At 36.1% G+C, this 4477-nt stretch carries 4 protein-coding genes; all 4 read left to right on the forward strand.

Translation table 11 applies throughout. The features are described 5' to 3' along the window. Positions 1 to 156: 156 nt before the first annotated feature. From NZ519_12480 to paaC, 4 genes are read left to right on the forward strand one after another with little or no spacing between them, the layout of a single operon-like run. Positions 157 to 1323, forward strand: a complete 1167-nt coding sequence (locus NZ519_12480; protein MCS7029571.1) for a prolipoprotein diacylglyceryl transferase — start codon at positions 157 to 159, stop codon at positions 1321 to 1323. 27 nt (positions 1324 to 1350) lie between these two features. Further along, complete coding sequence (locus tag NZ519_12485; GenBank protein MCS7029572.1) at positions 1351 to 2307, forward strand: DUF4249 domain-containing protein; 957 nt, start codon at positions 1351 to 1353, stop codon at positions 2305 to 2307. Between the two features lie 54 nt (positions 2308 to 2361). Next, positions 2362 to 3654 (forward strand): MFS transporter, encoded by a 1293-nt coding sequence (locus tag NZ519_12490; protein MCS7029573.1) that lies wholly within the window; start codon positions 2362 to 2364, stop codon positions 3652 to 3654. Beyond that, positions 3647 to 4399 carry a phenylacetate-CoA oxygenase subunit PaaC gene (paaC, locus tag NZ519_12495; protein MCS7029574.1) on the forward strand — a complete coding sequence of 251 codons (753 nt, stop codon included), beginning with the start codon at positions 3647 to 3649 and terminating at the stop codon, positions 4397 to 4399. The genes NZ519_12490 and paaC overlap by 8 nt, the downstream gene beginning before the upstream one ends. Positions 4400 to 4477 lie beyond the last annotated feature (78 nt).

Below are 4477 nucleotides of genomic sequence, written 5' to 3' on the forward strand. Positions count from 1 at the left end.
AAGTACCGAAGCGAAGCGCAGTGCGGAATGCCCCGACCCTTGCGTCAGCAAGGGGCACGCCCAAAAAATCAAAATTAATTTTAAATCAATAAAACATGCTCTTGTTTGCTTTTTACCTTCCAAATACTATTTTTGTGCGGCTTAATCTAAACAACCTTGTACCCGCGTATATCTGACCTAACAAAAGACTTATTCGGCTTCGAACTACCTATACCTATACAGTCCTTCGGATTCATGATGGCTATGAGCTTCATCGTAGCCTACTTCATGGTTTATTATGAGCTAAAACGTAAAGCAAAATTAGGTATATTCTCCCCTTTTGAGATTACCTACACTACCGTAGGTCAGCCCTCTAAAACAGATATTTTGATTAACCTTGTTTTAGGTGCTTTAATAGGCTACAAGCTAGGGTATATCTTTGCAAACTACACTGCTTTTAATGCTAATCCGCAACAAGTCATAATGAGCAAAGAGGGTTCGAGTACAGGTGCATTGATAGGAATACTGCTAATGGGGGCTTACAAAGCTTACGAATACTACAAATACAAAGGAATTAAACCTAAAAAAGAAAAAAAACAAGCTTACCCCCATGACTTAATGAATAATGTTATATTCATCGCTGCGATTGCGGGAATCATAGGTGCCAAAATTTTTGCTGCTTTGGAAACTTGGGAAGATTTTGTCAAACACCCTCTCGAAAGTCTTTTAGCTTTTGATGGATTGACTTACTACGGTGGATTGATATTCGGTGCCATTGCAGTCATTTATTACATTAGGCGTTACAAAATTCCCCTTTTACCTTACTTAGATGCCGCTGCTCCAGGCTTAATGACTACTTATGGAGTAGGTAGGATTGGCTGCCACGTAGCAGGCGATGGGGATTGGGGAATACAAGTAGGCGATGGTACTGCTTCTTGCTTACTTAACAAACCTAACTTCTTCAAACTCTTTCCTGATTGGTTCTATGCTTATAACTATCCTAACAATGTGTTGGGTGAAACCCCAGGCTACGTTTATCCTACTCCTCTATGGGAAGCTATTATCGGTATTATTTTGGGAATAATTTTACTGCTCATAGGAAGAAAAGTAAAACTACAACACGGAGTTTTGTTTTGCATATATCTTATTCTCAATGGCTTAGAAAGGTTTCTTATTGAAAAAATCCGAGTAAATATCCCTTACCACATTTTTGGCTTAAAAATAACTCAAGCAGAAATTTTGTCTTTTCTACTGATATTGATAGGCATAATTGGCTGGGTATGGATATATCAAAGACAAAAAAGTGATAAAAAACGTACAAACGCTTTATTACCCAACTCCTAGTATTTGATAAAAACGTAATTTTGTACTATGAAGTTAAAACCAATTGGTGTTTTGAGTAGTTTAATCCTGATAGGCTTTTTGCTGTCTTGCTCTACGGAATTAAAAGTCAATGCAGAAAAAAAAGAAGAAATTTTAGTAGCTTATGGGCTGCTTGACCCTAGTCAGCCTAAACAATATGTTCGCATATACAAAGCATTTTTAGTAGAAGGAAACGCTATTGAATATGCTAAAAATAATGATTTAAGTATAAGCGCCGATGCTATTGTGCAAATTAAAGGATATAACAACGCAGGTAATTTAGTTCAAACTATCACGCTTACTCCTGAAATTATTCAAAAACCAGCAGGCAGCTTTTATCCTACTGAAAGAGTTTGGACTACTACTACTGCCATCAATCCAGCTTTGCAATACGAACTTTATGCAGAACTTCCTGATGGCAAAAAAATTACTTCTTCCCGAATTAGTTTGAGCAATGGTTTGACAATTTTAGCTCCACTTAGTGCTACTACCTTGCGCCTAGAAAGAAAAAATGCTATGCGATACCAATTTTCAGGCAATTCTGTCAAAGCAGTGGATATAGAAGCTTTCTTTTTATATTCCTATAAAGATTTTACGACAAACCTCATCACCGAAGACACTATTCATTGGGTTTTAGGAAGAAATATTGTACCACAGTCGAATGGGGCAGAGTATGTTTTTCCCATTCCCGAAGATGTTTTTGCAGAATATGTAAACTCTATTTTACCTGAATCTAAAAGAGTGAACAAAGAGTTTTATGCAGACAAGCTCATTTTCAAAATTACAGGTGCAGGCAAAGAATTATATGACTATATGCGCGTAAATGCACCTGACAACGGCTTTCAAGAAACTAAACCTGAATACACTAACATTAACGGCGGATATGGACTATTTAGCAGCCGAATAAGCGACACTACAATGGTTTATATCAGCGATTCTACTAAATATTACATTAGGTTCAAATAAACTTAAAACAAAGAGAACAAAGCTTTTTGATAAGAATCTGTTATTTTTGTTTAAATGGCAAAATTACCGTTAAATCAGCCCAAAGAGCTGAGGGCATGGGTATTGTATGATTGGGCAAACTCGGTTTATTCTTTGGTTATAGCTACAGCTATCTTTCCTATTTACTATGAAAGTGTTGTAAAAGAACCTTTGTCTTTTTTAGGTGTACAATGGCAGCCTACGGCAATATATACTTTTGCTATTATGATTGCTTATTTTTTTGTGCTGTTTTTAAGTCCGCTTTTAGGTGGAATAGCAGATGCCAAAGGTTACAAAAAACCGTTTTTAATGAGTGCTTGTTATATAGGTTCGCTAAGTTCAATAGGTCTATTTTTATTTGATAGTGATTTTATTTCTTTGGGAATTTTTTTGTTCAGCGTGGCTACATTTGGTTTTGCTATGAGTGATACTTTCTACAATGCTTTTTTACCTGAAATTGCTACTCCTGATAAATTTGACATGCTTTCTGCTCGTGGATATAGTTTAGGATACATTGGTAGTGTTATTCTTTTGGTAATAAGCTTAGTTTTTATTCAAAAACCTGAACTTGTATTTGGCGGAGATACTGCCTTAGCCACGCGGTTTTCTTTTGTTATGACAGGATTATGGTGGTTAGTTTTTGGAACGTGGGTCTTTACGCAATTGCGCAATCCCGAACCTTTAATAAAAGAAGAGCAAGGTTCTATATTGACCAAAGGTTGGAAAGAAGTATTGATTTGTATAAGTCAAGTGCGTAAAAAAAAGGTCATTTTTTGGTACTTGATAGCTTTTTTATCTTTTAACATGGCTGTGCAAACTATTATGTACATGGCAACTCTTTTTGGCACCAATGAACTTAAACTTAGCGCAGGCGATTTAATCCCAATGCTTTTAGCAATTCAGTTGATAGGAATTATTGGCGCTTATGTATTTGCAATGCTTTCAAAAAGGTATGGGAATATTTCCGTTTTGAGGGCGGCGCTGGTGGTATGGGCATCCGTGTGCGTGTATGCTTATTTCACTACTACAAAAGTAGAATTTTATGTATTAGGCGTTTTAGTGGGCTTGTGTATGGGTGGTACACAATCTACTTCAAGGGCTTTTTATGCCAAAATTATCCCCCAAGACATAGGTGCTAATGCATCTTTTTTTGGTTTTTATGCTTTGGTAGATAAATTGGCAATTGTAATTGGCATGGCTTTATTTGGGCTATTGATACAGATTACTCACAGCATGCGTACTTCAATTATATTTTTGATTAGTTTCTTTTTGTTGGGAATTTTTACGTTATTTGTAGTACAAAAACACTATCAAAAAGCGTATGAATAATGAAGCGCTGATTTATTTTTTGTTCAAACTTGCAGATGATGATTTAATTATAGGACATCGCAATTCGGAATGGACAGGATTAGGTCCTATTTTGGAAGAAGACATTGCTTTTTCTTCTATGGCACAAGATGAGTTAGGACATGCGTATGCATACTACAAGCTGTTAGAAAATTTAGGCTTAGGTAAACCTGACAAACTTGCTTTTATGCGTAACGAAAAGGAGATGAGATGTTGCCACTTAGTTGAGTATCCCATTGGGGATTATAGTTTTAGTCTTACTCGGCACTTTTTGTACGTGTATGCTAAGCAAGTTCGCATAGAAAGCTTAATGCAATCTTCTTATGGACCTTTGGCTAAATTAGCAAGAAAAATAAAAACCGAACTTCAATATCATCAAATTCACGGTAGAACTTGGATGGAAAAATTAGGTAGATCTACTGAAGAAGCTCGTTTGAGAATGCAGAGTGCTATCAATGAAGCGTTGCCATTAGCTTATTCTCTTTTTGAACCTCATACCTTAGACGCAGAAATTGTAGCTGAAAAAATATGCGCCCCTGAAAGTGAATTAGAACAAGAGTGGGAGAAAAGAGTATTTGAAATACTACAAAATTCAGGTTTTTCTATTCCAACTGTGGATAAAACTCAACATTATGGGGGAAGAAATGCTTATCATACGATACACTTACAACCTTTATTAGATGAGATGACCGCAGTCTATCGCCTTGACCCAGAAGCAGAATGGTAATACACTACACGATTTTTCAAAGATATCTATTTGGCTTTGAGTTAAAAAATAACTTTTATTTGTGTCATTTGCGGTTCT

Source organism: Bacteroidia bacterium (genome assembly GCA_025056095.1).
Taxonomy (GTDB): Bacteria; Bacteroidota; Bacteroidia; order JANWVE01; family JANWVE01; genus JANWVE01.

Bases quoted from the DNA above. Each gene is read 5' to 3' on its own strand.
- NZ519_12490 (MCS7029573.1), top strand. From the start codon at position 2,362: ATGGCAAAATTACCGTTAAATCAGCCCAAAGAGCTGAGGGCATGGGTA.
- NZ519_12485 (MCS7029572.1), top strand. From the start codon at position 1,351: ATGAAGTTAAAACCAATTGGTGTTTTGAGTAGTTTAATCCTGATAGGC.
- paaC (MCS7029574.1), top strand. From the start codon at position 3,647: ATGAATAATGAAGCGCTGATTTATTTTTTGTTCAAACTTGCAGATGAT.